Below are 26743 nucleotides of genomic sequence, written 5' to 3'. Positions count from 1 at the left end.
GTTATATATGGTTGGTTTGTTCCAAAATCCGCTTCAAATCAAGTAATATTCGTATTTATTGAGGATTATTGAGATATAAAATCAGGTAGCGGTCCTCCGATTCCTAATTTCATGGCTGATTCCTCCGATCTTACAACTGCTCATTATACAGGAAAAACGCGCGGCGCGCAAGCGGTTTCGCCCGGCTGTGGGCGACGGATATTCATGCAAAAAACGTATATGAAAAAACCGGAGCCAAAAAGATGCACAAAGAAAACCGCAAAAACACCCCCAAAAAGCCGGGTTGACAGGACGGACGGACGGACGGCGGCTATACTATTGTTTGGATAGCCGCCCCAATTTTTATGTAAAATGACGGTTGGATTATCCGGTGTGTATAATGATGAATAAGTATGAGGAGGCAACCAGAATGAAAAAACTGTTGGCGCTGGTCCTCGCGCTCGCGCTGGCCCTGCCGCTCGGCGTGACCGCCTTTGCGGCGGACGCGGAGAAGATCGATCTTTCGCTGACCGGCTTTGACGCGGGGGTATTATGTGACGGCGATGGAATCTATTACGGTCCGAATGACCTGATCCCGCCGGACAGCACCGTCTATCTGCCCTTCCGCATCTTCGCCGGGGAGAACCCGGACGACCCCGACGAGGTCGGGGCGTGGTACGGCGACAGGGACAACTACAAGGTGAAGTTCGACAAGGGCGACAACAACGCCAAAATGATCAAAAAAATCAGCTTTGTGGAGAAGAAATTCGAGGCCCGCGGCTGGCGCTGCCACGCGCTCAAAATCGAGCTCGCGCAGGATTTCAGCGGCGACGAGTTCAAGCTGACGCCGTCGGTCACCTTTACGGCCAAGCGCTATCTGGTCGACTCCATATCGGCTGAAGACGGGGAGCCCGGAAACGGCGTAAAGGGCCACTACGGTTTTGACACGCTGGAGGAGCTCAACGGGGCTTCCGAAGGGGACGTGGCTTTTAAGGACCTCGCGCAGGGGGTCTACGCGCCGGGCTCCAAAATGACGATGGGCCTGAAATTTTTCATGGGCAACGGCGAACGCAGCGCGGACGCGGATTTCAAGGCGGGCGACGGCGGCGTGGTTGTGAAGCCGCAGAAGAATGAGGACAACGAGATCACCTGGGAGGACGAAAAGGACACGCTGGCGTGGCTCAACTTCACGAGCGACGACGACGCGAAGAAGTTCTTCCCAAAGATGACCACCAAATGGGACGACCAGGAGTACGCGGAATATTTTGCGGACCAGGACGCCTACCTCTTTGATTTTATCGGCAATCCGAAGATCGCTTCGACGAGCCGCGCCTCCCTCAGGCTGCGCATCCCCTTCCTCAATGAGGATGGGGAGCTGTCGGTCGACGAGGATTCGATCGTGGTTTACCAGGTGGTGGACGGCGCGCTTGTGGACATCACCGGCAAGGGGAGGATCCACGAGACGGACGACGGCGACTGGGTCTTTGAGCTGAAGACCCGCGAGCTCGGCACCTACATCATCGCGGAGAAGCCGGCGGCCGCTGGGGAAGCGGCCGAGGCCCCCACGGAGACGGCGGAGGAAGCCCCCGCGGAAGAGGCGCCCGCGGCTCCCGCCAAGGCGATCCTCCCCTCCTTTGCGAAATAAGCGGAACCGGGCCGCCGGAAGGGCGGGCGCGTGAGCGCCCGCCCTTCTTTTTTACGGATGCGCGCGCGGCGGGCGTTTCTTTGCAGTTTGGACAATCCCCATTCAAAAAATATTCACCAAAACGGGTGATTTTCCGCTATAATTGTGATATGATAAAGCAAATAATCTGCCTGTTGCGGCGGGCAGAATGGGGGTACCAGACATGTCAATCGGGAAAATCCTGGTCTGCGACGATGATCGCAATATCTGCGAGCTGCTCCGGCTCTATCTCGAGAAGGAGGGCTACGCGGTCGTGATCGCCAACGACGGGGAAGAGGCGCTCGCAAAATTCTCCTCTGAAAATCCCGATCTTATGCTGCTGGACATCATGATGCCCAAGCTGGACGGCTGGCAGGTCTGCCGGGAGGTCCGCAAAAAATCCAACATGCCGATCATCATGATCACCGCCAAGGGGGAGACGTTCGACAAGGTGCTCGGGCTCGAGCTCGGGTCGGACGACTATGTGGTCAAGCCCTTCGACCCCAAGGAGATCGTCGCGCGCATCAAGGCGATCATGCGGCGCACCGGCAAAACGGCCGCGGAGGCGGACGTCAAGGAGGTCAGCTACGACAAGCTGGTCGTGAACATGACCAAATATGAGCTCAAGGTGGACGGCAAGGTGATCGACACGCCGCCCAAGGAGCTCGAGCTGCTCTACCACCTGGCGAGCAATCCCAACCGCGTCTACACCCGCGACCAGCTGCTGGACGAGGTGTGGGGCTTCGAGTACTACGGCGACAGCCGCACGGTCGACGTGCACATCAAGCGCCTGCGTGAAAAGCTCGAGGGCGTCTCAGACCAGTGGACCCTCAAAACCGTGTGGGGAGTCGGCTACAAATTCGAGGTCAAGGAATAACCTGTTGATCACGCGGGGCGGGCGGCAAGCCCGCCCTTTTTCGCATCAAACAATCAGAAAAGTGGGTCAGGTATGCAAAAAACGCTCTTCAGTAAACACTTCATCACCATCGCCGCGATCATCCTTTTGAGCATCACGATTCTGGGCGCGGTTCTGCTGGCGTTCGCCAGCCAGTACTTCAAGCAGGACCGTTACCGTCTGCTTGAGCACAACGCCCAGCAGGCGGCCGAGCTCACCTACGCGGACTTCCGCTCCAACCTCTACCAGGGGGTGACCCCGGCGGTCGTGCTGCCGCGCTACACCATCCTCGCGGATGCGATCGAGGCCGACATCTACCTTGCCAACACCGACGGCAAGCTGCTGCTCTTCGTGAGCGGCTCCCATTCGGATTACAATGAGGTGGACATCCCGAAGAACATCATCTCCGAGGCGTGCGCCGCGGGCGAATACCAGGAGGTCGGCAAGGTCGGGGGGCTCTACTCCCAGAACCACTATACGGTGGGCATCCCCGTCAAGACCGAGAGCGGCGTCCCGGCGGCGGTCATCTTCGCGTCCGCCTCTGCGGGCACGCTGACCGTCTTCCTCAAGGAAATCCTCAAGATGTTCATCATCAGCTCGCTCGCCGTGCTGATCCTCGCGTTCGCGGCGGTCTATTTCATCACCGCCGACCTCGTGCGCCCGCTGCGCAAGATGGTCGCCGCGACCCAGAGCTTCTCCAAGGGGGATTTCACCGTGCGGGTGCCGGTGGAGAGCTACGACGAGATCGGGCAGCTCGCGATCTCCTTCAACAATATGGCCACCTCGCTGGCCACCACCGAGGTGGCGCGCCGCTCCTTCACCGCCAACGTCTCCCATGAGCTGCGCACGCCGATGACGACCATCGCGGGCTTTATCGACGGCATCCTCGACGGCACCATCCCGCCCGAAAAGCGGGACGACTACCTCAAAATCGTCTCGGAAGAGATCAAGCGGCTCTCGCGGCTCGTGCGCTCGATGCTCAACATCGCCCGCATCGAGGCGGGCGAACTGGAGCTGAGGCCCGACCTCTTCGACGTGAACGACACGGTCATCCGCACCGTCTTTACCTTTGAGCAGCCGCTCGAGGCGAAGAACATCGAGGTGCGCGGCCTCGACGGCGGCAAGGTCATGGTCGAGGCCGACCCCGACCTCATCCATCAGGTGGTCTACAACCTCATCGAAAACGCCGTCAAATTCTGCAACGAGGGCGGCTTTATCGACGTGAACTACTCGGAGGACGACAGCTATACCTCCGTCGGCATCCGCAACACCGGCGACGGCATCCCCAAGGACGAGATTCCCCACATCTTCGACCGCTTCTATAAGGCCGACAAGTCCCGCAGCCGCGACAAGGGCGGCGCCGGGCTCGGGCTCCACATCGTCCGCTCGATCGTCAACCTGCACGGCGGCGACATCATCGTCCGCTCGGTCGAGGGCGAATACTGCGAGTTCGTCTTCACCATCCCCAAGCCCCATAAGAGCAAAAAGAACTGACCGGGGGGCTTTGAAAAGCCCCCCGGACCCCGAAACTTTTGATTCAATCAAGCCGTCGCGCCCCACGGTTTCGCGCCGCCCGTGCGGCGGAGTTCCCCTGGCCCGGCGGCACGGGCAGAGGCGGCAGTGAGGAAGGGTGGCCGGCCTGATAAAAGTTTTCGGGTCCCGGGGACTTTATCCGCCCGTGCGGCAGAGTTCCCCTGGCCCGGCGGCACGGGTAGAGGCGGCGGTGGGGAAGGGTGGCCGGCCTGATAAAAGTTTTCGGGTCCCGGGGACTTTTTCAAAAGTCCCCGGGTTCACAAATTCTTCAACAGATATGAATAATTCTTTTAAATCTCATCTATTTTATTGCAACAAATCTGCGGTATACTAACGCCAGAAGAACAAAAAAAGGACGCCTCCACAGGCGGAATCCAACCGTGAAAGGTATGAGATATATGAGCGATTATTACAATCCGAACGAAAATCCGCACGAGAAGGAAAACGGTTCGGCGGAGAGCGGTCCGGCTGGCGGGCAGCATGTGTGGAACGTGCCTCCGCAGAACGAGGGGCAGGGCTACCGCCCTCCCTATGAGCGCGGCGCCGCGGGGACGGAGGAGAGCGGGCGGCAGGAGCCGCCGCAGGACCTGACCCCCAACCAGTATTCGGCGAGCGGCGGCTGGCAGCGTCCCGACGGGCGCAGCGCGCAGCGCCGGGACGCCTACCAGTGGAACATCTCCGACTACGAGCAGGCGGCCAAGGCCAAGCCGCGCCGCCGCAACAAGGGCCTGATGGTCTTCGGGATCATTCTGGCGTCGGTGCTGGTGGTGTCGCTGGTGTCGCTGACGAGCATCGGGATCTACAGCAGCATGAAGAAGGACGCGGGCGCTCCGCCCGCGTCGGACAACGGCCCGACGCTGAACGTTCCGGCCGACGACCTGCCGGGCATCACGCTGCAGGATAAGCCGCAGTCGGCCGGGGAATCGCTGCCGGGCGGCAAGCTGTCGAGCGAGGAGATCATCGAAAAGGTCTCCCCCTCCGTCGTGGCGATCACCACCTACGTGAACTACCAGAACTACCAGGCCGAGGGCATGGGCAGCGGGATCATCATCCGCGAGGACGGCTACATCGTGACCAATGCGCATGTGGTCGAGGGCGCGAAGGGGATCACCGTGCAGCTGGGCGACGGCACCTCCTATGAGGGGCGGCTGGTCGGCTCGGACAGCAAGACCGACCTCGCGGTCGTCAAGGTCGACGCCGAGAACCTGCCCGCGGCGACCTTCGGCAACTCCGACCAGGTCAAGATGGGCGAAAAGGTGCTTGCGATCGGCAACCCGCAGTCGATGGACTTCGCGGGCAGCGTGACGCAGGGCATCGTCTCGGGGCTCAACCGCCAGATCACGGCGGGCGGCCAGAACGGCACCACCGTGACCCACTACACCAACCTCATCCAGACCGACGCGGCGATCAACCCGGGCAACTCGGGCGGCGCGCTGGTCAATGAATACGGCCAGGTCATCGGCATCAACTCCGCAAAGGTCATCGCGACCGGCGCCGAGGGCATGGGCTTTGCGATTCCCTCCAACGAGGTCAAGCCGATTGTCGACGACCTGATCGCCTACGGACGCGTCACCGGACGGGTCCGTCTGGGCATCTACGCGACCGAGGTCGACGAGGTGCTCGCGCGCCTCAACCACGTGCCCACCGGCCTCTTCGTGCAGTCGACCGAGGAGGGCTCCGACATCTCCAAAAAGGGCGTCGTCCCGGGCGACATCATCACCAAGGTGAACGGCAAGGACATCACCGGCACGCAGGACCTTTCGGCGGAGATCGAGGGCAAAAAGCCGGGCGACACCGTCGAGCTCGAGGTCTACCGCCCGAGCCAGCGCCCCAACGCGGAGGGGAAATTCTTCACCGTCACCGTCGCGCTGATGGAGGACCTGGGGGACAGCGTTTCAACGCAGGGCGGCGTCCAGGACCCGTCGGACGCCTACGGGCAGAACCCCTACGGCAACGGCCAGAACCCCTATGGGAACGGCTATGACGATTACGGCGACAGCTACGACGAATTCGAGGACTTCTTCAACCAGTTCTTCGGCTGACGGTCCGCGCGGACCGTCAGCCGCGGCCTCCTTTCCTGTACCGCGCCCCGCCTTGCGGGGCGCGGTTTTTGTCGGTATCGGACGGGCGGCGGTTTTTTATAAAAATCGGGTTCTTTATCATAATTTGTTTACAATTTTGTTGTATACTGATTGGGAAGAAAACATTCCGCCGTCCCCGGCGGATCCGGATAGAGGAGGGCGTCATGAATCAGACGCAGCCGAATGTCTATAATACCCTTGTGCTGGTCACCGACCAGTTCACCTGCGAGCGGATCATCAAGGCCGCGCGCGTGATCGCGGACCTGAGCAAGACCGATCTCACGGTGCTCAGCGTCATGAAGACGGGCGCGCAGATCAACCCCGCGGCGCTCGAACACCTCTTCGGCGTCGCCAAGGAATATGGCGCCAAAATGACGGTGGAATTTTCCAACAACCCGCAGAGCGCGATCGTCCATTCGATCCGGGAGAACCGGGTGATCAACGCGGTCACCGGCATGCCGCGGGACGAGAGTTCGATCCTCGTGCGGATGTGGAAGACGCTTCAGAACGTCACCTTCTTCACCGTCAACGAGAAGGGGGAGCTGCACGAGGTGGTCGACCGCGAATTCGCGGCGGCCATTGAGATCGGCGCGCGATGAATCGGACGGCAGGACGCCTGCCGCGGGAGGAACGAACAAGATGAACATCACTGTCAGGCAGATCGAATTCAGGAGCACCAACGGCACCGACACCATCTTTGGATGGATTTATATCCCGGCGGGCCCGGTGCGCGCCGCCGTGCAGATTTCCCACGGCATGGTCGAGCACATGGGCCGCTACCACGAGTTCATGCGCTGGCTCGCGCAGCAGGGGTACGCGGCGTGCGGCGTCGACCACCTCGGCCACGGCCGCTCGGCGCGGGACGACGGGCACCTCGGCTATTTCGCCGAGCAGGACGGCTGGAAGCGGCTGGTCGACGACCAGCACAAGTTCAACAAGATCATCCGCAGCGAGGTCCCCGGCGCGCCCGTCGTGCTGCTCGGGCACAGCATGGGCTCCTTCGTCGCCCGCCTCTACGCCGCGAAATACCCCCGGACGATCGCCGGGCTCGTGCTCTGCGGCACCGCGCGCGCGGGCGTGCGGGTCGACTTCGGGCGCAGGCTCGCCGCGCGCTCGATCAAAAAGAACGGCGAGCTCTACCGCGACCACGACCTCCAGCACCTCGTCTTCGGGCACTATAACGACCGCTGCGTCCCCGCCGTCACCGGCTACGAGTGGCTCAGCCGCAACACCGCGCTCGTCGAGCGGTACGCCGACGACCCGCGCTGCGGGTACCTGCTCACCGTCTCGGGCATGGCCGACATGTTCACGCTGCTCAAAAAGTGCAACGAGAACGCCTGCTTTGCCGGTGTCGACAGGCAGACCCCCATCTATATCGTCGCCGGGTCGATGGACCCGGTGGGCGAGTACGGCAGGGGCCCCACGCAGGTGTACGACCGCTATGTGAAGGCGGGGGTCGCCGACGTGGAGCTGGTGCTCTACGAGGGGGCGCGCCACGAGGTGCTCGGGGAGCAGGGCCGCGAGCAGATCTGGCAGGAGCTGCTCGGCTGGCTGGACGACCACTTCGTCCCCGCCCCGGAGGAAGAGGAGGAGCCGGACGACCCGGAGACCTGATGAAAACCAAAAGCCCCCGGCGCTTTCGCGCCGGGGGCTTTTTCCGTCCCGACGAAGGGTCAGGACTTCTGGTTGCGGATGGACATCTGTTCGACGACCTCGGCAAAGAAGAGGAAGAGGAAGCAGACGGCAACGAGGCAGACGAGCGGCAGGACCATGCCGATCAGCGAATAGAAGAGGGAGAGGTTGAGGGAGGACATGCTCTGGTTGGTCTGCCCGAGCGCAATCATCAGGTCGAGCTGGGACTTCTGGGTGAAATAGCTCGAGAGGGTGAGGATGAGCTGGCTGAGCAGGTAGACCGCGGTCACGACCAGCCCGCCGATGTGCAGGCGGTAGAGGGTGTTCGCCGTCCGGTGGGTATAGCGGGCGGCCTTTTTCGGTTTATCCGCGGGGATGGGGCCGGCGGATTCCGGCGCGGCCTCCTCCGGAGCGGCGGGCTGCGCCTGCTCCACCGGCGCCTCGGTCTCTTCCTGTGGGAGTTTGTTTTCCTGTTCGTTCATCATGCTTCCTCCGTTTATCAGAAAATTTTATGGTTCCTTACGCTTCATAGAGCCCCGACGAAAGGTAGCGTTCCCCCGTGTCGGGGCAGACGGCGACGATCAGCCTGCCCACGTTTTCCTCCCGGGCGGCGATCTTCGCGGCGGCGGCGATCGCCGCGCCCGACGAGACGCCCACGAGCAGGCCGTCCTGCCTGGCGACGGCGCGGCAGGCCTCGAACGCCTCCCCGGTCGTGACGGTCGCGATTTCGTCGAGCACCGAACGGTCGAGGTTTGCGGGGACGAGGTTGGCGCCGATGCCCTGGATGCCGTGGGGGCCGGCCCGGCCCTCCGAAACGAGGGGGGATTCGGCCGGTTCCACGCCGACCACGCGGATGTCGGGGTTGTGGCGCTTGAGGGCCCGGCCGACGCCCGAAACGGTGCCGCCGGTGCCGAAGGTCGCGACGAGGATGTCGATCCTGCCGTCGGTGTCCCGCAGGATCTCCTTGGCGGTCGTCGCCTCGTGGATGGCGGGGTTGGCGGGGTTCTCGAACTGCTGGGGGATGAAGGCGGAGGGGAGCTGCGAAGCCAGCTCGGCCGCCTTTTCGATCGCGCCGGTCATCCCCTTCGCGCCCTCGGTGAGCACGAGCTCGGCGCCCAGCGCGGCCAGCAGCGCGCGCCGCTCGCGGCTCATCGTCTCGGGCATCGTGAGGATGAGGCGGTAGCCCCGCGCCGCGCAGACGAACGCCAGCCCGATGCCGGTGTTGCCGCTCGTCGGCTCGATGATCACGGTGCCCTCCTTGACGAGGCCGCGCTTTTCCGCGTCGACGACCATCGCGTAGGCGGCGCGGTCCTTGATCGAGCCGAGGGGGTTAAAATATTCCAGCTTGACGGCGAGCTTCGCGGCCAGTCCCCGCGAGGCGCTGTAGTTGGCCAGGTACATGAGGGGGGTGTTGCCGATCAGCTGGGTGAGATCGTTCTTGATGTTCATGGATCGCTCCCTTCTCCGCGGCGCGCGGCGCCGGGCGGCAGGGCCGCGTGGCGCGGCCCGACAGCTCTATTATACACGATCGCGTGCTCGAATGTTGAACAAAAAGAAAATATTTTGTCGTGTAAAGAAAATCGCCTTGACAGACGGGGGACTGTCCGTTATAATACACAAAGAGGGAACGTGTAAAGCAGATCACTTTACATGATGGGAGGCAGGATGGTGGCTAAAAATCTGGAAATTTCGCTGCTGCTCGATTTTTACGGAGACATGCTCACCGAGAAACAGCGCAATGTCGTGGAGCTCTACTACAACGAGGACCTTTCGCTCTCCGAGATCGCCGCGCACAGCCGGATCACACGCCAGGGCGTGCGGGATTCCATCAAGCGCGCGGAGGGCATCCTGCTCGACCTTGAGGACCGGCTGGGCCTGGCCAAAAAGTTCCGGACCATCCAGGACGGGCTCGACCGGATCGTGCAGAACGCGCAGGAGATCCGCGCCTACAACAGCCGCTTCGGCACCTCCAAGGAGATCACTGACAAGTGCGGCGAGATCATCGAGATCGCCGGCTCGATCAACGAATAACACGCTTTTTACATAGGACTGTCAGGAGGGAACCCCATGCCATTTGAAGGCCTGTCCGACAAGCTTTCCGCCGTCTTCAAAAAGATGCGCAACAAGGGGAGGCTCAAGGAGAGCGACATCAAGGAGGCGATGCGCGAGGTGCGTCTCGCGCTGCTCGAGGCGGACGTCAACTACAAGGTCGCCAAGGAGTTCGTCGCCAACGTCACCGCCAAGGCGGTGGGGGACGAGGTCCTCGAGAGCCTCACGCCCGCGCAGATGGTCGTCAAGATCGTCAACGACGAGCTGACCGCGCTGATGGGCGCGGAAAACGCCCGCCTGAACTTTTCCAGCAAGCCCCCGACGGTCGTCATGATGTGCGGCCTGCAGGGCTCCGGTAAGACCACCCATTCCGCCAAGCTGGCGCTGCACTTTAAAAACCAGGGCAAGCGCCCGCTGCTCGTCGCCTGCGACGTCTACCGCCCGGCGGCGATCGACCAGCTCAAGGTCGTGGGGGAAAAGGCGAACGTCCCCGTCTTTGAGGTGGGGCAGGGCGACCCGGTGGAGATCGCCAAAAAGGCGGTCGCCCACGCGAAGGACTACGGCAACGACCTGGTCATCCTCGACACCGCCGGCCGCCTGCACATCGACGAGGAGCTGATGGGGGAGCTCTCCCGCATCAAGGAGACCGTGTCGCCGCAGGAGATCCTGCTCGTCATCGACGCGATGGTCGGCCAGGACGCGGTCAACGTGGCCTCCAAATTCGACGAGACGCTCGGCATCGACGGGGTCATCCTCACCAAGCTCGACGGCGACACCCGCGGCGGCGCGGCGCTTTCGGTGCGCGCGGTGACCGGCAAGCCGATCAAGTTCGCGGGCACGGGAGAAAAGCTCGAGGACCTCGAGCCCTTCTATCCCGACCGCATGGCCTCCCGCATCCTCGGGATGGGGGACGTGCTCACCCTCATCGAGAAGGCGCAGACCGATTTCGACGCCAAGAAGGCGGCCGAGATGGCCGAGCGGCTCAAGCAGAACACCTTTGATTTCAACGACATGCTCGAACAGATGCAGCAGCTCAAAAAGATGGGCCCGCTCTCGAGCGTGATGAATATGCTCCCCGGCGCCGCAGGAAAGATCGGCGACGACGAGGCCGAGCAGGGGGAGAAGGAGCTTCGGAAGGTCGAGGCGATCATCCACTCGATGACCCCCGCCGAGCGGGAAAAGCCCGCGCTCATCAACCCCTCCCGCAAGCGCCGCATCGCGGCGGGCAGCGGCACCGACGTGTCGGACGTCAACCGGGTGCTCCGCCAGAACGAGCAGATGCAGAAGCTCTTCCGGCAGATGTCCGGCGGCGGCAAAAAGAAGGGCAAGCGCCGCAGGAACCCCTTCGCCGGGATGCCCGGCATGGGCGGCGGCATGCCCGGGATGCCGTTTTAAGGCTGTCTCTCCGGGACTTCCCGGCGGACGATAGAAGACAGAAGGTCAATAACCATAGGAGGTGACATACATGGCTGTTAAAATCAGACTGAGAAGGATGGGTGCGAAGAAGGCTCCTTTCTACCGGATCGTGGTTGCGGATTCCCGTTATCCCCGCGACGGCAGGTTCATCGAGGAGATCGGCACCTATGACCCCACCAAGGACCCCTCCGTGATCAAGGTCGACGCGGAAAAGGCGAAGAAATGGCTCTCCAACGGCGCCCAGCCCACGGACACCGTCAAGGCGCTGCTGAAAATCGAAGGCGTGCTCTAATATGGGCGTGGAGGTAAGTCGTTTTGGATAAGCTGATTGTTACCATCGCGCGGGGCCTTGTCGAGGACAAGGACGCCGTCAGCGTCACGGTCGACGAGCCCAACGAGGAGGGTCTGGTCGTGTACCACCTCCACGTTGCCCCCGACGACATGGGGCGCGTCATCGGCAAACAGGGACGTATCGCCAAGGCGATTCGCACCGTCGTCAGGGCGGCGGCCAACAAGGCTGAAACCAAAGTCGCCGTCGAGATCGACTGATTGAGAACCGGAAAATGGGGGAGCGTGCGCTCCCCCATTTTTACCCTCTTGCAAGCAGGGAGGACGTCATGAAAAAACAATTTCTGGAATGTGGAAAGATCGTCACCACCCACGGGATCAAGGGCGAGGTGAAGGTCCAGCCGTGGTGCGACAGCCCCGATTTCCTGCTGGACTTTGAAACTCTTTTCCTCAGGCGCGGCGAGACCCCGCTCACCGTCGAGCGGGCGCGCGTGCAGAAGAATATGGTGGTGCTGAAAATAGCGGGCGTGGACACGCCGGAGGCCGCGGCGGCGCTGCGAAACCAGGTGCTCTACATCGACCGCGCGGACGCGCCGGTCGGGGAAGGGGAGTACTTTGTACAGGACCTGATCGACTGCGAGGTGTTCGACGCGGATACCGGGCGCAGCTACGGGAAGGTTTACGACGTGCGCCCGACCGGCGCGAACGACGTCTATTACCTGCGGGACGAGGCGGGGAAGGAGCGGCTGGTGCCCGCCATCCCCGACGTGGTGCTCGAGCGGGACGTCGACGCCGGGCGGATCGTCATCCGGCCGCTGGAGGGGCTTTTCGATGATTAAGATCGATCTGGCGACCCTTTTCCCGGACATGTGCGAGACGGTGCTCTCCGAGAGCATCGTCGGCCGCGCCAGAAAAGCGGGCCATCTCGACATCAAGTGCTGGCAGATCCGCGACTACACGGTCGACAAGCACCGCAACGTCGACGACACCCCCTACGGCCCCGGCAAGGGGATGCTGCTCCAGGCAGACCCGATCTACCGCACCTGGGAGGCGGTTTGCGCCGAGCGCGCCTCCCGGCCGCATGTGATCTACCTGTCGCCGCAGGGAAAGACCCTCACCCAGCAGCGGGCGAAGGAGCTCTCCCAGGCGGAGCACCTCTTTGTGCTCTGCGGCCACTACGAGGGGGTCGACCAGCGGGTGCTCGACGAGATCGTCGACGAGGAGATCTCCATCGGGGACTATGTGCTCACCGGCGGGGAGCTCGGCGCGCTCGTACTGATCGACTGCGTGGCGCGGCTCTGCCCCGGCGTGCTCGCCGATGAGAGCTGCTTCACCGAGGAGAGCCACTGGAACGGCCTGCTCGAATACCCGCAATACACCAAGCCCGCCGTCTGGCACGGCGTCGCCGTGCCAGAGATCGTCACGAACGGCAACCACGCCGCCATCGCCCGGTGGCGGCGTGAAATGTCCCTCAAGAACACCTATGAAAAGCGCCCCGAGCTTTTGAAAAACGCACAGCTGAACGAAAAGGACAAGTGGTTCCTGCGTACGCTCGGCTGGGAGGAGCTTTGATTTTTTTGCCGCGCTGCGCCCGGCGGCAGTTTTGGATTTGCCGCGCTGCGCCCGGTGAGCCTTTTACGCGCCCCTCTGGGGCGCTTTAGGGGAGCCGCCTTCGGCGGCATGGATCGCCGGGACCCGCCCCGGCAGGCGGGCCGACTTCTTGCGCGCCCAAGAAGTCGGCGGAAGAAGGGCGCTCAAGGGGACTTCCGCCAGTCCCCTTGAGAAACCCCCGGGAGTACCTTGCTATAACCCGCAGACTACCGCCGCTCCCCACGGGTACACCAGCTGAAGGCTCAATTCAGGTTGCGGACGCACCCAACGACCGAAGCCGGATGGCTCGCCGGGGACGCACGACGGAAAACAACGCCCGTTCCGGGCGTTCGCACGCTCTGCGCGCGTGCGCGGCGTAGCCGCGCAGTTTTCCGCCTCCCCGTGGGCGCTGCGCGCCACGCAAAAGCGGCCGTGCCTCCCCTATGGGAACTCCCGGTACGGTACCGGAGACTCTCGGGCAGAGGCATTGCGCCCGTGGCGCGGCGGCTGGTGGGATGCTGTAGGCTCGTTCGCTCATCCGTGGTGGGGCGCCGCCGACTTTGGCCGCAGGCCAACCGGAGGCGGCGCTGGGGGTCAAGGGGGCGAAGCCCCCTGCGGCTTCTTTCCCCCATTTCTTGTCCGTACAAGAAATGGGGCCGCCCGCCGGGGCGGGACCCGACAAACTGCGCCGCTCGCCGAGCGGCAAATCTAAGACTTTTCAGTTTGCACGGCAAGCTGTTCCCCGTCCGAAGTGACGACGACGGTGCCGTTGCGGTCGGTGCGGTAAAGGGTGACGCCGCGCTTTTCGAGCCGTTCGAGCACCTCCGGATTCGGATGCCCATAGGTGTTGTCCCAGCCGACGCAGCAGACCGCGACCTCCGGGTCGACGGCGTTCAGCCACTTCTCCTGCGAGGAGGTGTCGCTCCCATGATGCCCGAGCTTAAGCACATCGGCGGAAAGGCCGTCGCCATAGGCCTTGACGAGATCGTTTTCACTCTGCCTGCTGGCGTCGCCGGTGAAGAGGAAGGAGGTCTCGCCGAAGTCGAGACGGCAGACGACGGAATTTTCATTGAGGTCGTCGCGGTATTCGTCCATCGGCCCGAGGACGGTGAGCATCGCGCCGCCGCCGAGATCATATTTGATACCCGGCTGCGCCTTGGCGACCTTCAAATCCTTGTCGGCGATCGCGTCGAGCAGGCGTTCATAGGTTTTGGAGGTTGGGGTCAGCAATCTCGGCACCTCCGCGAAAAGGACCTTGCCGATCTCGAACTGGTTTACCACGTCCGCCATGCCGCCGATGTGGTCGGCGTGAGGATGGGTGGCGATCAGCAGGTCGATGCGCTCAACGCCCTGCGCCTTGAGGTAGGCGGCGACCGCATCCCCGCCGCCCACGTCGCCTGCGTCGATCAGCACATTTTGTTCGGGCGTCTGGATGAGCTCGCAGTCGGCCTGCCCCACGTCGACATAGTGGACGGCGAGCTCCCCCTCCGCCCGCGTGACCGCCGCGGGGGAAAGCCCGGCCTTTTCATAGAGGCCGCCAAGCCCGTTCATCACGTCGTCCGTGCCGGGCAGCGGCAGGCCGCTTCCGAGCGCCTCGTTGAGAAGGATCAGGACGAAGAGCGCCGCCAGCACCGCAAGGGCGCTAAACAGGACCTGTTTCAAGGGCAGCGGCCTGCGCTTTTTCCGGTGGGTCCGGCTCATGGATGCGCCTCCTCACCGGTGAGCAGCCAATACACGTCGACGGAAAGCGCCCGGCTGAGACACAGAAGCTCGTAGTCGGTAACGATCCGCAGATTACGCTCGATTTTACTGATGTTCTGTTGATCGATGTTTGCTCCTTGGGTTTGCATCCGCGCCGCAAGCTCGTTCTGCGTCAGACTCTTTTCCCGACGCTTCTGGACAACTCGTTCGGCGACCAGATTTTTTTGATTCTGGAACTGCATACTGTACATAGGACATCTCCCATACGTCAGACGAATGTAATTATTGTCTTGACTTTAGCATGGTAAATGTGCTATTATACATTCGTGAGACGTATAGAAAAAATATACGTCTTGCTGCTGTACTCCTGTTTCCCTAACGGACTATGGCAACGTAGAGGGGGCCCCGCTATGCGGGGCCCCCTCTACGTTATGAATTGTCCAGTCGGACGATTCGGTTTGCCATCTGTTCGCGGACCTGCTGGTAGAGCGCTTCGGCGCGGCCGAAGGGCACGCCGAGATATTCGGGCACGCCGCGCAGGCCCATGGAGACGGCGGAACCCACCATGCCGCAGACGGCGGCTTCCAGAAGCGGCCTCCCGCGCAGCAGGTTGATGCAGAAGCTCCCGCAGAAGCTGTCGCCCGCGCCGGTGACGTCGATAATTTCATCGTCCCGCGCGCAGGGCGGCACCAGATAGAAGGCGTCCTCCTCCCTGACATGGAGGACGGCGCCCTTTCCGCCCATCTTGAGGACGACGACTTCCGGCCCCATGGCGGCGAGCCTGCGGAGATAGGGCATGTAGTTTTCGACCGGCTGCCCGTAGGGGATCTCCCAGAACTTGGTGAACTCGTCCTCACTCGGGGTGACGACCGTCACCTTTTTGAGGATCTGCTCCCACAGGCCGATATGCCGCTGGAAAAACCACTCGTAATGCGGGTCGAGCTGGACGACGCGCCCCTCCGGCAGGGCGTTCAGCAGGGCGAGGACCTCCCCGGGGGGAAGCGGGGCGATATGAAAGCCCCCGGCGTCGAGGTAGCGGGGCGGGATGTCCCCGGGGGCGGGCGCCGCCTCCATGCGGTTGGCGGAATCGTGGTGCTTGACCCAGTGGCGGTAGCCGTCGAGGTCGTAGAGCAGCCACAGCTTGATGCCCTCCCCCTCCATCACCCGCACCCCCTCGATGTCGAGGCCGGGATGCCGGGCCAGCGGTTCGAGCAGGGCGGGGGGCATGACGGAGGCCCGCCGCGTGACGAGCCCGACTTCCCCGTCCTTCGCCCAGTAGGACGCCCCGGCGGCGGCGTTCATGCCGCCGCCGCCCAGATATCCGAGCTGGAGCCTGCCGTCATAGGTGACGATAAAATCGCGGGTGGTGTGTCCGAACACCGCCAGTTCGATCCTTCCTGCCATGATGACTCCTCATCCGCAGGCGGGGGAGCCGCGTCCGCCCGCCCGCGTTCTTCCACACGTATTTTCAGAGTTCTCCCGCCGAAAGCGCGGCGAGCGCCTTGGCGATTTCGCTTGCAAGGCGGACGTTGTTGTAAACCAGCTGGATGTTGGTGTCGAGGCTGCGCCCCCCGGTGATCTGCTTGACCCGGTCGAGCAGGAAGGGGGTGGAATCCTTGCCGTGGATGCCCTTCTCCTCGGCCTCCCGGACGGCCTGTTCGATGACCGGGTTGATCTCCTCCTGCGGGATTTCATACTGCCCTGGCACGGGATTGCAGACCAGCATGCCGTTGGAGAGCCCCATCTCCTGCTGGAGGTGGAAGATCCGGGCGATGTCGGCGGGGTCGTCCAGCCGGTAATCCGGACTGTAGGGGCTTTGGGAGGAATAGAAGGCGGGCAGGCGGTCGGAGCGGTAGCTGACGACCGGGACGCCCTTCGTCTCGAGGTATTCGAGGGTGAGCGGGATGTCGAGGATGGCCTTGGGCCCCGCGCAGACGGTCAGAACGGGCGTGCGCGCAATCTCATCGAGGTCGGCGGAGATGTCGAAGGATTCCGGCGCGCCGCGGTGGACGCCGCCGAGCCCGCCGGTCGCAAAGATGCGGATGCCCGCCAGATGCGCGATGATCGAGGTCGCCGCGCTGGTGGTCGCGCCGTCCAGCCCGAGGGCGACGGCCGCGCCCATGTCCCGCCGGGAGAGCTTGCGGACCGCGAGGCCGGCCTTGCCCATATAGGTGATCTCATCGCGGTCCATGCCGACGATGATCTCCCCATGGATGACGCCAATGGTCGCGGGGACGACGCCCTTTTCCCGGATGATCCGGTCCACCTCGAGGGCGGTCTCGACGTTTTGCGGGTAGGGCATGCCGTGGGAGATGATGGTGCTTTCCAGCGCCACCACCGGCCTGTTTTCGGCAAGTGCCGCCTCGACCTCCGGGGAAATCCGCAGATAGGTTTTTTTCATGTGCTTATGGTCCTTTCCTGGTTTGATGATTTCACTGGCCGGAAGCCGCCGCCCGGAATCTTGCGCGGAGCTGCGGCAGCTTCTGTACGGTGATGATGACAATGACGATCCCCATGAGAATTTTGGCCATGGCCTTGGGGACGCCGCCGAACATCTCGATCGCGATGGACCCGCTCGTCATGGCCCCCATAAAGAAGGCGGAGAGGGGCACGAGCGCGGGATTCCCGCCCGCGAGCAGGGAGACGACGATGCCGTCGAAGCCCACGTCGGGGGAGAAATCGATCATGAACCGCCCGTAATTCCCGAGGATTTCGACCGCGCCGCCCAGCCCCGCGATGGCGCCGCTGACGGCGTAGACGAGCATCTGCCGGCCGCCGACCCGCAGGCCGGAAAACTCGGCGAACCGTTCGTTCGCGCCGATGACCCGGCACTCGTAGCCGATGACGCTCTTCGCGTCGAAAAAGGCGATGACCGCCACCGCGATGAGCGCGATCAGGATCCCGGTGGTGACGTTGGTGCCGCCGATCAGCACGGTCAGGCGGGAGCCCTCCGGGATGTAGGCGGTCGAGCCGCTCTCCCCGAGGGTGCCCGGCTCGTAATAGGGATATCGCACGAGATATTCGGTGAAGAGGGTGGCCACGTAGTTGAGCATGAGCGTGACCACCACGATGCTCGCCCCGAAGCGGATGCTGATGGAGCCGGCGAGCACCGACCAGAGCATCCCGGCGGCCATTCCGGCCAGCATGGCGAGAGGAAGGACCACAAGGCGGGGCGCGCCGGGCAGGGCGAGGCCCACCGCCGTGGCGGCGAAGGCGCCCAGGTAGAGCTGGCCGGCTGCGCCGATGTTGAAGATGCCGCACCGGGAGGAGACCGCGAAGGCGAGCCCGGTGAAGACGAGCGGGGTGGCCCAGCGCAGCGAGCGCGCCAGGTTGTAGACGCCGCCGAACGCGCCCTTGAAGAGGGCGGAATAGATGGTGGCGGGGCTTTTGCCGCTGGCGAGCAGCACCAGCGTATTGAGCGCGAAGGCGCACAGCAGGATGAGCAGGATGCGCGCGAGCCCCCGGAAAAACCGTACCGCTTTTTGATTCATCCCTCCGCCTCCTCGCTTTCCGTGATGCCGAACATCATCCGCCCGAGCTTGTGCTCGTCCGCCTCGGCGCGCAGCAACTCGCCGGTCTTCCTGCCGCCGTACATGACCATGATCCGGTCGCTGAGCTCCATGACCTCGTCGAGGTCGGCGGAGATGAGCAGCACGGCGTTGCCCGCGTCGCGCATCTCCATGAGCATCCTGCGGATGTACTCCGACGCGCCGATGTCCACCCCGCGGGTCGGCTGGCAGGCGATGATGACGCGGGGCTTCTTGGAGAGCTCGCGCGCCACGACCACCTTCTGCATGTTGCCGCCCGAAAGGTTTTTGCAGGCCTCCTCGGGGGAGGACGCCTTGATCTGATAGTCCGCGATGAGTTTTTGGCTGACCGTCTGCGCCGCCCTCCAGTCTATGACCCCGTGCTTCGAGACGGGCGGACCGTTCCGGATGCTGAGGACGAGGTTGTCGGTGAGGGAGAAGTCAAGGATGAGCCCCTCCTTGACGCGGTCCTGCGGGATGTGCGCGAGCCCCCGTTCAAACCGTTTGCCGACCGGCATGCGGGTGATCTCCTCCCCCTGCATTTCGATGCGGCCCGCAGCGGGGCGGCGGACCCCGATGACCGCCTCGGCCAGCTCGGTCTGCCCGTTGCCCTCCACGCCCGCCACGCCGAGGATCTCCCCCATGCGCAGCTCGAAGGAGAGCCCCTGCACCTCCAGCGTGCCGCGGTCCCCGGGGACCGCGAGGTCCTCGACCGAGAGCGCGACCGGCCCCCGGTCGGTATCCTTGGGCTCGAGCCCCCGGATCTCCCGCCCGATTATCATCTGGGCGAGAAGGCGGGGGGTCACGTCGGATTTGTTCACCGTGTCGACCGACCTCCCCGCCCGCAGGACGGTGATCCGGTCGGAGATCTCCATCACCTCCCGCAGCTTGTGGGAGATGAAGATGACGGTGTGCCCGGCCTGCGAGAGCTTGCGGACGGTGTGGAAGAGCTCCTCGCTCTCCTGCGGGGTGAGCACCGCGGTGGGCTCGTCGAGGATGAGGATTTTCGCCCCGCGGTAGAGCGTCTTGACGATCTCGATCCGCTGCATCAGCCCGACGGTGAGGCTGCTCACCGGCGCGTCCAGCGGGAGGTCGACGTCGAAGTCCCGCCTGATCGCCTCGAGGTGGCGTTCCATCTCGCGGGGCTTCCACAGCACCCGCTGCCCGGGCGGCCGGTGCCCGAGCACGATGTTTTCCGCGACGGTCAGGGAGGGGGAGAGCATGAAATGCTGGTGCACCATCCCGATGCCGTTGGCGATGGCGTCCTTGGGGCTGCGCAGCACGAGCGGCTTCCCGCCGAGGCGGATCTCCCCCTCGTCGGGACGCAGAAGCCCGTAGAGGATATTCATGAGGGTGCTCTTTCCCGCGCCGTTTTCACCGATCAGCGAATGGACCTCGCCCTTTTTCACGCCGAAATGGATGTGGTCGTTGGCGAGCGTCGCGCCGAACCGCTTGGTGATGCCGGAGAGCTCCAGATCGTATTCAGGATTCATCAAAGTCACCTGCCGCATCCCGGTCGCGTGGAACCGGCCGCGCCCAGAGGGCGCGGGCCGGTCCACTGGTGTGTCATTTCTGAATGTTGCGCTCGACCGTCAGCTCGCCGGCCTTGATCTTTTCGGAGACGGCTTCCACGTCGGCCACGCCCTCGTCAAAGGCGGCCTTGTCCTCCGCGCTGAGGTGCTCGGAGATGAGCGGGCTCACGGTGATGCCGATGCCGCCCTCCGCCAGCGTGGAGAAGTGGGTGCCGGGGGAGAAGCTGCCGTTGGCGAATTCACTGACCACCGAGTACATGGCGGGGCCGAACTGGGTCATCGTGTCGGCCAGCACGACCGCGGGGGAGATCTCGTTGTGGGGGGAGGAGTCGCCGATGATGAAGACGCCCTTCTCCTCGCCCGCCTCGATGACGCCCATCGCGGTGGCGGCGCAGTCGGTGATGATCAGGTCGCAGCCCTGGTCGATCAGGCTGATGGCGGCCTCCTTGCCCTTGGCGGGGTCGTCGAACGAGTTCGCGTTGGAGAGGAGCACGTCAAAGTCGGGGTTGACCGATTTTCCGCCCGCCTTGAAGGCGTTGTAGTTGGCGATCAGCGCGCTCTGCTCGGCGCCGATGACGTGCCCGGCCTTGTTCACCTTGGTCATGTGGCCGGCGAGGACGCCGCACAGGTAGTAGCCCTCCCAGGTGGCGAAGTCGACGCAGACCACGTTGTCCATCTCGATCTCCTCGAGCGGGAAGACCATGCAGAATTTGGTGTCGGGAAACTCGGGGGCCACGGCCTTGAGCGCCTCCACCATGGTGGGCATGGCGCAGATGATCATGTCGACCCCCTCGCGCGCGAAGGTGCGGACGACCTCCTCGTGCTGGGAGGGCTCGAGCGCCTCGTAGATGGAGGTGTCGAGGCCGAACTCCCCGGCAGCCTTCTCAAGATTCTGCTTGAGGCTGTCCATCGGCCCGGAGTCGCCGAGACTCTGGGGGATCACCATGACGACGCGGCGTCCGCCGGAAGCGGGGGCGGGTTCCTGGGAGGCGGCCGGGGCGGCCTGCGTGCCGCTGTCGGGAGCGGGGGAGGCGGCCGGACTGCCGCCGCAGCCTGCCAGCAGGGAAAGGGACAGGGTCAAAACGAGCATGAGAGCGAGAGCCTTTTTCATGAGATTCCCTCCTTATTCATCGTCAGAATTTGGTGTTCCCGGCGTCCACGTTGATCGACTGGCCGCGGATCATCGCGGCGGCGGGCGTGCAGAGGAAGGCGACGACCCGGCCGACCTCGACCGGCTGGATCAGCCTGCCGAGCTGGGGCGGGCCCCAGGTCCTTTCGCAGTCGGCGACGGTCACCCTGCCGCCCGTCTGCTGCTCGGTGGCGGCCATGCAGGCCCGGAGCATGGCGGTGTCCACCGCGCCCGGGCAGACCGCGTTGACGTTGATGCCCAGCGGGGCGAAGTTGGAGGCCATGCACTGGGTCATGTTGCTGACCGCCGCCTTGGAGGCGCAGTAGTGCACCTGGTCGTCGTAGGTGACCTTGGCGCCGTTGGAGGAGAGGTTGACGACGTTGCCGCCCTTTCCAGCCTTGCGCAGCCCGTCCGCGAAGAGCTGGGTCATCCGGAAGAGCCCCTTGACGTTGACGCCCAGAATGAAATCCCAGTCCTTGTCCCCGATCTCGAAGATATCCTGCATCAGCGTGACGCCCGCGTTGTTCACGAGGATGTCTGGCACGCCGAGGACCTGGCGCGCGCGTTCCAGCGAGTCCCGCACGGTGTCGGGCTTGGTCACGTCGCAGTAGCTGGCGGCGGCGTCGATCCCCTCCAGCCGGAGCTCCTCGGCCGCCCTGCGCAGGCTCGATTCGTTGATGTCGCAGAGCATGACGGACGCGCCGAGCTGGCCGAGCGCCCGGGCGATGCCGAGGCCGAGCCCGCTGCCGCCGCCCGTGACGATGGCGACGCGGTTTTTGAGGGAGTAATAGTCGTTCATGGAAGCCTCCTTCTCTAGTAGGCCTCGGCGAGCATGACGCCGCCGTCGGCCAGGATGGTCTCTCCCGTCACCCATGCGGAGAGCTCGCTGCAGCAGAAGATGCAGACGTCGGCGATGTCGACGTGCTGCGCGATCCGCCCGAGAGGGGCCCGGTCGCTGTAGCGTTCCCGCCAGCCGGGGACGTTCTGGTCGAGGCCGGGCGCGTCGATGAGCCCGGGCGCGACCGCGTTGACGCGGATGCCGTACTTTCCGAGCTCGAAGGCCATGCAGCGCGTGACCATCTCGAGCCCCGCCTTGGAGGAGCCGTAGACGAGCCCGTCGGCCATCGGCCGGAAGGCGTTGATCGAGAGGATGTTGACGATGGCGCCGCCCGTCCCCTGTCGGATCATCTGGTTGGCGGCGGCCTGCGCGCAGAAGAAGGCGCCCCGCAGGTTGGACTGGTGCATGTCGTCCCATTCGGCCTCGCCCACGGTGAGCAGGTCGTGGTGCGGATAGATGCCCGCGTTGTTGACCAGCATATCCACCCGGCCGAAGACCTCCGCCGCCTTGGCGATCATCTCCCGGCTCCTGGCGGCGTCCCGCACGTCGGTGCGGATGGCAAGCCCTTTGGCGCCGCGTTTTTCGATCTCCGCCACCACCTCGGCGGCGGGGTGCGCCGGGTTCTCGGTGCGGTAGGTGATCACGACGTTGGCCCCCGTCTCGGCGAACCGCTTTGCGATCCCCGAGCCGAGCCCGGCGCGGCCGCCGGTGACGATCACGGTTTTCCCCGAGAAGTCGAGCATCTTTTGAATTGGTACTGCCATGGAAATCCCCCTTTTTCGGTTTAGTTGTTGGTCGCGGCTGGGTTTGGCTTATGGACGGCGGGCTTTTTCAGGCGCAGGTTGCGCAGAATCAGCACCGCAAGCGTGACGAGATAGGGAATGGTGAGCACGAGCGGCCCGGGGAGGTTCAGGTTCTGGACGCGGAAGGTGACGACCTCCGCGAGCCCGAACACAAAGCTCGCGAGCGCCGCGGCGAAGGGGTTGGCGTGCCCGAAGACGACCGCCGTGTAGGCGAAGAACCCGCGCCCCGCCGTGATGTTCTCGGTGAACATCTTGACGTACCCGAGGGAGAGGTGCACCCCCGCCAGCCCGCAGAGCATCCCCGCGAAGACGGAGGCGGCCAGCCGGTAGCGGTAGACGGGGATCCCGGCGGCGGCCGCGGCCTCCGGCTTCTCCCCCACGGCGCGCAGGGAGATGCCGAGGTGGGTGTGGAAGAGCAGGAAGTGGAGGGCCGCGACGAGGAGCAGGGAGACGTAGACCAGCGCGGTGTGGTTGTTGAGCACCTTGTCCAGGAAGGGGACCCGGTCGAACAGGGGGATCGAAATCCGCGGGAGGCCGATGATGCGCGGATTCCCGACCGTCCCGGCGTCCCCGAAGATCATCTTCATCATGTAGGTGGTGGCGCCGATCGCCAGCGTGTTGATGCCGATCGAGACGATCGTCGCGTTGGCGCTCAGCCGCTCGGTCAGCCAGATGTAGAGCAGCCCGCAGACCGCGCCCGCCGTCAGCGCGAAGGCGACCCCCATGAGGGGGGAGGCGGTCAGGTAGACGCCCAGCACGCCGAAAAACGCGCCGAAGAGCATGATGCCCTCGTGTGCGATCGTAAACACCCCGGATTTTTCAAAGACGACGCCGCCCATGGCGGCGAGCAGAATGGGGGCGGCGGTGCGCAGCATGCCGGCCAGAATTTCGAGCATGGTCTTCCCCTCCTTGAAAGGTTTCGCGTGTAACGGCTTTGTGCCCGCAGGCGGAATGTGAAAAAATCTGTTACCGGAATCACCGGCTGCAAGCCCATCTTAACACGGCGTTTTTACGCATTGCAATACGGATGTGGGGGCGGGCGGAAAGATTCGGAGAATTGGCCACATGGGGGTCCGGGAGCTTGGGAGAAAGCCACATAAAAAATCACAAAATAAATCATTTTGTGATTTTTGTGGGAGAAAACAGGCGCTATATTGACAAAATATTCACATATGCTTGAATTTTCCAACACAATTTGTTATGATTTGGCAAGATCATAACAGGAAGGGATTGCTTCGATTGGACAAAAAACTGTTGCGGATCAACCGGATGACAGAGCTTCTGCAGCAAAGGCGCTCCTCCACGGTCCGGGAGCTGGCCGGGGAACTGAAGGTGTCGGAAATGACCGTCCGCCGGGACCTGGAGGTGCTGATGGACGGCGATATTGTGACCGTCGCGCACGGCCACGTCCTGCTCAAGAACCCCCAAGCCCGGCCGGTCATCGGACCGGACTATGAGTGGGCCTATGAAAACAGCTCCCACTTCGAGGAAAAGGAGCGGATCGCCCGTTTCGCCGCGTCGATGATCGAGCCGGGCGACATGGTCATCCTCGACGTGGGCAGCACGCTCGAGCGCCTGCCCCGTCACATCCCGGCGGACATGGACTTTTCCGCCATGTGCTTCAGCGTCAGCGTCTTCAACCAGCTCCGGCAGAGGCCGAACCGGCGGCTCATCCTGGGAGGCGGGAGCTACCACCACGCCACCGACATGTGCGAATCTCCCGAGAATGTCGCGATGGTCAACAACCTCCGCGCCAACAAGGTTTTCCTCTCGGCGGGCGGGGTGCACCGGGAGCTGGGGGTCACCTGCACCTACCAGTACGAGGTGGACCTCAAGCTGGCGGCCATCAGCTCCTCCAAGACGCGCATCCTCGTGACCGATTCCAGCAAGTTCGGCAACGTCCGGGTGGCGTTTTACGCCCACCTGTCCCAGTTCGACGCGATCGTGACGGACACCGGCCTGCCCGAGGACTGGCGGGAGTGGATCGGGGAGGCGGGCATCAAGCTGCACCTGCTCTAGGCGCGCCCTTTTTCGCGCAGCAAAAAAAGCGGACATTTTCCGAAGAAAATGTCCGCTTTCCTTATGGAGAAAACGTTCCCGCGGGCCCGCTATCCGGGGCCGCGCCCGCCCGCGGGACGGGCGGGGCGCTTCCCGCGCGGGGACGGCGCGCCGCGCCGCTCCCCCCGGCCCTTCGCGCGGCCGGGCGCCTGGCGGCCCGCCGGTTTTTCCGCCGCCCGGTCGGGCGCGCGCCGGTCGGGCGGGATCAGGCAGTTCGGCCCGTTTCCGACGAGGTCCATCCGGCCGGTGCGCTGAAGCGCGGTGAGCACGGCGCGGCGGTTCTCGGGCTTATAGTACTGGAGCAGCGACCGCTGGAGCCATTTGTCCTCCTGCGAGCGGGGGACGAACACCTCCTTGAGGGTATAGGGGTCGAGCCCGGTATAGAACATGCAGGTGGAGACGGAGCCGGGCGTGGGGTAGAAGTCCTGCACCTGCTCGGGACGGATGCGGTGCTTTTTGAGGAAGACCGCGAGGTTGACCGCGTCCTTCAGCGTGGAGCCGGGGTGGGAGGAGATGAGGTAGGGGACGAGGTACTGCTCCTTGCCCACCTGTTTGGTGAGGCGGTAGAACCGCTCGGCGAACTTCTCGTAGACCTCGATGTGGGGCTTTCCCATGCAGTCGAGGACGTGGGCGCTCGAATGCTCGGGCGCGACCTTGAGCTGGCCGCTCACATGGTACTGGAGCAGCTCGCGCATGAAGCGGTCGTCCTGTTCGAGCATCATGTAGTCGTAGCGCAGGCCGGAGCGGACGAACACCCGTTTGACCCCGGGCAGCCCGCGCAGGCGGCGCAGCAGATGGAGGTATTCGCTGTGATCCACCTCCAGCGCGGGGCAGGGGGTGGGCGCGAGGCATTTGCGCCCGGCGCAGAGGCCCTTGGAGAGCTGCTTTTTGCAGGAGGGACGGCGGAAGTTGGCGGAGGGGCCGCCCACGTCGCTGATGATCCCCTTGAAGCGGGGATTTTTGAGAAAGCCCTCCGCCTCGGCGACGACCGATTCCTCGCTGCGGCAGGTGACGGCGCGGCCCTGATGGAAGGCGATCGAGCAGAAGTTGCAGTTGCCGAAGCAGCCGCGGTTGTGCATGATCGAGAACTCGACCTCCTTGATCGCGTCCACGCCCCCCTGCGCCTCGTAGGAGGGGTGGTACATCCGCTCGAAGGGCAGGGCGAACACCGCGTCGAGCTCCTCCGTCGTGAGCGGAGGCATCGGCTCGGTCTGCACGAGGAAGCAGTCGTCCCCCTGCTTCTGGATGATCTTGCGCCCGCGCACCGCGTCCTGTTCCTCAATCTCGGTGCGGGTGGCCTTGGCGTAGGAGAGCTTGTTCTCCTTCACCTTGGCGTAGGAGGCCACCGACACGGCGTCGGCGGGCAGCCCCGGCTGATTGGTGAGGTAGCAGACCCCCTTGCAGCGGATCTCTTGGGCGGGCACACCCTTTTCCAGCTCCCGCGCGATATGCTCCGTCTGCTTTTCCCCCATGCCGAAGATGAGCAGGTCGGCGCGGCTGTCGACCAGAATGGAGGGCATCACCGTGTCCGCCCAGTAGTCGTAGTGGGCGAAGCGGCGCATCGACGCCTCCAGCCCGCCGATGACGATCTGCGCGTCGGGGAAGAGGGCGCGGATCCTGTTGCAGTAGACGGTTGTGGCGCGGTCGGGGCGGCGGCCCGCCTTCCCGCCGGGGGTATAGGCGTCGTCCGAGCGTTTCCGCTTGGCGGCGGTATAGTGCGCGACCATCGAATCGATGTTGCCGCCCGTCACCCACCAGCCGTATTTCGGCGCGCCGAAGCGCAGGTAGTCCGCGTCGGACACCGGCTGGGCGATCATCGCCACCCGGTAGCCGAGCGATTCCAGCAGGCGGGAGACGATCGCGATCCCGAAGCTCGGGTGGTCGACGTAGGCGTCGCCCGTCACGCAGATGAAATCCGGCCGGTCCCATCCGCGTTCGCGCAGCTCCTGTTTGGTCAGCGGTAAAAACATCGTAACGCTCCTCGGCCGCGCGGGGCGGCGGAAATGAGAGATGCCGCCGGGGGCGGCAT

General features: G+C 63.9%; 26 protein-coding genes. 13 read left to right on the top strand and 13 right to left on the bottom strand.

The features are described from left to right. Window positions 1-409: 409 nt before the first annotated feature. The 6 genes from ACZO3G_RS07260 (at window position 410) to ACZO3G_RS07235 (ending at window position 7765) form a co-directional block, all read left to right on the top strand. Complete coding sequence (locus ACZO3G_RS07260; protein WP_276871604.1) at window positions 410-1624, top strand: hypothetical protein; 1215 nt, start codon at window positions 410-412, stop codon at window positions 1622-1624. 202 nt (window positions 1625-1826) lie between these two features. Beyond that, window positions 1827-2519 carry a response regulator transcription factor gene (locus tag ACZO3G_RS07255; RefSeq protein ID WP_101552436.1) on the top strand — a complete coding sequence of 231 codons (693 nt, stop codon included), beginning with the start codon at window positions 1827-1829 and terminating at the stop codon, window positions 2517-2519. A gap of 72 nt (window positions 2520-2591) precedes the next feature. Then, window positions 2592-4031, top strand: a complete 1440-nt coding sequence (locus tag ACZO3G_RS07250; RefSeq protein ID WP_101552434.1) for a sensor histidine kinase — start codon at window positions 2592-2594, stop codon at window positions 4029-4031. A 428-nt stretch (window positions 4032-4459) separates the two neighbouring features. Next, window positions 4460-6112, top strand: coding sequence for a S1C family serine protease (locus tag ACZO3G_RS07245; RefSeq protein ID WP_276871670.1), 1653 nt, complete (start codon window positions 4460-4462; stop codon window positions 6110-6112). 203 nt (window positions 6113-6315) lie between these two features. Then, complete coding sequence (locus ACZO3G_RS07240) at window positions 6316-6750, top strand: adenine nucleotide alpha hydrolase family protein (RefSeq protein WP_101552430.1); 435 nt, start codon at window positions 6316-6318, stop codon at window positions 6748-6750. A 40-nt stretch (window positions 6751-6790) separates the two neighbouring features. Continuing rightward, window positions 6791-7765 (top strand): alpha/beta hydrolase, encoded by a 975-nt coding sequence (locus ACZO3G_RS07235; protein WP_276874083.1) that lies wholly within the window; start codon window positions 6791-6793, stop codon window positions 7763-7765. Between the two features lie 59 nt (window positions 7766-7824). Here ACZO3G_RS07235 and ACZO3G_RS07230 read toward each other — a convergent pair whose 3' ends face one another. Further along, window positions 7825-8265, bottom strand: a complete 441-nt coding sequence (locus ACZO3G_RS07230) for a hypothetical protein (RefSeq protein WP_101552426.1) — start codon at window positions 8263-8265, stop codon at window positions 7825-7827. Between the two features lie 37 nt (window positions 8266-8302). Beyond that, on the bottom strand, window positions 8303-9232 hold the full coding sequence (gene cysK, locus ACZO3G_RS07225; protein WP_288283775.1) for a cysteine synthase A: 930 nt from the start codon (window positions 9230-9232) through the stop codon (window positions 8303-8305). A gap of 216 nt (window positions 9233-9448) precedes the next feature. Here cysK and ylxM point away from each other — a divergent pair, with 216 nt between their 5' ends. From ylxM to trmD, 6 genes are all read left to right on the top strand, one after another. Next, on the top strand, window positions 9449-9814 hold the full coding sequence (ylxM, locus tag ACZO3G_RS07220) for a YlxM family DNA-binding protein (RefSeq protein ID WP_172439274.1): 366 nt from the start codon (window positions 9449-9451) through the stop codon (window positions 9812-9814). A 36-nt stretch (window positions 9815-9850) separates the two neighbouring features. Further along, complete coding sequence (ffh, locus tag ACZO3G_RS07215; protein ID WP_302549911.1) at window positions 9851-11227, top strand: signal recognition particle protein; 1377 nt, start codon at window positions 9851-9853, stop codon at window positions 11225-11227. Between the two features lie 70 nt (window positions 11228-11297). Beyond that, entirely contained in the window at window positions 11298-11540 is a 243-nt protein-coding gene (gene rpsP / locus ACZO3G_RS07210; protein WP_006873857.1) for a 30S ribosomal protein S16, read from the top strand. A gap of 23 nt (window positions 11541-11563) precedes the next feature. Continuing rightward, window positions 11564-11797: a KH domain-containing protein gene (locus tag ACZO3G_RS07205; protein ID WP_101552420.1), complete on the top strand. Its 234-nt coding sequence runs from the start codon at window positions 11564-11566 to the stop codon at window positions 11795-11797. 68 nt (window positions 11798-11865) lie between these two features. After that, on the top strand, window positions 11866-12375 hold the full coding sequence (rimM, locus tag ACZO3G_RS07200; protein ID WP_121587367.1) for a ribosome maturation factor RimM: 510 nt from the start codon (window positions 11866-11868) through the stop codon (window positions 12373-12375). Further along, window positions 12371-13108 carry a tRNA (guanosine(37)-N1)-methyltransferase TrmD gene (gene trmD / locus ACZO3G_RS07195; RefSeq protein WP_172439320.1) on the top strand — a complete coding sequence of 246 codons (738 nt, stop codon included), beginning with the start codon at window positions 12371-12373 and terminating at the stop codon, window positions 13106-13108. Before rimM ends, trmD begins: the two co-directional genes overlap by 5 nt. 726 nt (window positions 13109-13834) lie before the next feature. Here the strand turns inward: trmD and ACZO3G_RS07190 are convergent. The 10 genes from ACZO3G_RS07190 to ACZO3G_RS07145 form a co-directional block, all read right to left on the bottom strand. Next, window positions 13835-14827, bottom strand: a complete 993-nt coding sequence (locus tag ACZO3G_RS07190; protein WP_276873442.1) for a ComEC/Rec2 family competence protein — start codon at window positions 14825-14827, stop codon at window positions 13835-13837. Next, window positions 14824-15078 (bottom strand): helix-turn-helix domain-containing protein, encoded by a 255-nt coding sequence (locus ACZO3G_RS07185; protein WP_276873439.1) that lies wholly within the window; start codon window positions 15076-15078, stop codon window positions 14824-14826. The genes ACZO3G_RS07190 and ACZO3G_RS07185 overlap by 4 nt, the downstream gene beginning before the upstream one ends. Before the next feature lie 178 nt (window positions 15079-15256). Beyond that, complete coding sequence (locus ACZO3G_RS07180) at window positions 15257-16231, bottom strand: carbohydrate kinase family protein (protein ID WP_276873436.1); 975 nt, start codon at window positions 16229-16231, stop codon at window positions 15257-15259. Window positions 16232-16295: 64 nt separating this feature from the next. Further along, window positions 16296-17228: a pseudouridine-5'-phosphate glycosidase gene (locus ACZO3G_RS07175; protein WP_256153155.1), complete on the bottom strand. Its 933-nt coding sequence runs from the start codon at window positions 17226-17228 to the stop codon at window positions 16296-16298. A 31-nt stretch (window positions 17229-17259) separates the two neighbouring features. Then, window positions 17260-18318, bottom strand: coding sequence for an ABC transporter permease (locus ACZO3G_RS07170; RefSeq protein WP_101552507.1), 1059 nt, complete (start codon window positions 18316-18318; stop codon window positions 17260-17262). Beyond that, window positions 18315-19847 carry an ABC transporter ATP-binding protein gene (locus ACZO3G_RS07165; RefSeq protein ID WP_276873430.1) on the bottom strand — a complete coding sequence of 511 codons (1533 nt, stop codon included), beginning with the start codon at window positions 19845-19847 and terminating at the stop codon, window positions 18315-18317. The genes ACZO3G_RS07170 and ACZO3G_RS07165 overlap by 4 nt, the downstream gene beginning before the upstream one ends. 73 nt (window positions 19848-19920) lie before the next feature. Beyond that, the gene (locus ACZO3G_RS07160; protein ID WP_276873427.1) at window positions 19921-20997 is read right to left on the bottom strand and encodes a BMP family ABC transporter substrate-binding protein; all 1077 of its coding nucleotides are present in this window, start codon (window positions 20995-20997) and stop codon (window positions 19921-19923) included. Between the two features lie 22 nt (window positions 20998-21019). Continuing rightward, window positions 21020-21814 (bottom strand): SDR family NAD(P)-dependent oxidoreductase, encoded by a 795-nt coding sequence (locus ACZO3G_RS07155; protein ID WP_276873424.1) that lies wholly within the window; start codon window positions 21812-21814, stop codon window positions 21020-21022. A gap of 14 nt (window positions 21815-21828) precedes the next feature. Further along, window positions 21829-22617: an SDR family NAD(P)-dependent oxidoreductase gene (locus tag ACZO3G_RS07150; protein ID WP_276873422.1), complete on the bottom strand. Its 789-nt coding sequence runs from the start codon at window positions 22615-22617 to the stop codon at window positions 21829-21831. A 20-nt stretch (window positions 22618-22637) separates the two neighbouring features. Next, a complete protein-coding gene (locus ACZO3G_RS07145) occupies window positions 22638-23552 on the bottom strand; it encodes an ABC transporter permease (protein ID WP_276873418.1) in 915 nt (304 codons plus the stop codon). A gap of 373 nt (window positions 23553-23925) precedes the next feature. On the opposite strand from ACZO3G_RS07145, the gene ACZO3G_RS07140 reads away from it, so the two are divergent. After that, complete coding sequence (locus ACZO3G_RS07140) at window positions 23926-24675, top strand: DeoR/GlpR family DNA-binding transcription regulator (protein WP_276873415.1); 750 nt, start codon at window positions 23926-23928, stop codon at window positions 24673-24675. A gap of 89 nt (window positions 24676-24764) precedes the next feature. On the opposite strand, the gene ACZO3G_RS07135 is transcribed toward ACZO3G_RS07140, so the two are convergent. Further along, the gene (locus ACZO3G_RS07135; protein ID WP_101552496.1) at window positions 24765-26684 is read right to left on the bottom strand and encodes a YgiQ family radical SAM protein; all 1920 of its coding nucleotides are present in this window, start codon (window positions 26682-26684) and stop codon (window positions 24765-24767) included. Window positions 26685-26743: the final 59 nt, after the last annotated feature.

Source organism: Anaerotruncus sp., assembly GCF_057433415.1.
The sequence above is the reverse complement of the archived record's forward strand: the minus strand, read 5'-3'. Positions and strand labels throughout refer to the sequence as shown.